At 63.4% G+C, this 374-nt stretch carries 1 pseudogene; it reads left to right on the forward strand.

What is annotated here, in order from left to right:
* Positions 1-374, forward strand: a pseudogene (locus EN861_RS34455) (type III glutamate--ammonia ligase); the annotation flags it as partial.

Genomic DNA, 374 nt, shown 5'->3' on the forward strand with positions numbered 1-374 from the left:
CCGCTCAAGCAATCGCCGACATGCAGAAGGATGGTGCCGGTTTTGCCGGCTTCGCCACCTGGCTCGACCTGACGCCGGCACATCCCGACATGCTGGCGGTTCCGGATGCCTCCTCCGTCATCCAACTGCCGTGGAAGCGGGATGTAGCCTGGGTCGCCTCAGACTGCGTGATGGAAGGCAAAGGCGTCGAACAGGCGCCACGCAACACACTCAAGCGTCTGGTGGCGGACGCGGCCGAATTGGGCATGCGCGTCAAGACCGGTGTCGAGCCGGAGTTCTTCCTGACGACGCCGCGGGGAGAAAAAATCTCCGACGAGTACGATACCGCGGCGAAGTCCTGCTACGACCAGCAGGCCGTCATGCGTCGCTACGAT

Origin of the sequence: Mesorhizobium sp. M8A.F.Ca.ET.218.01.1.1 (assembly GCF_004791165.1) — a bacterium.
Classification (GTDB): domain Bacteria; phylum Pseudomonadota; class Alphaproteobacteria; order Rhizobiales; family Rhizobiaceae; genus Mesorhizobium.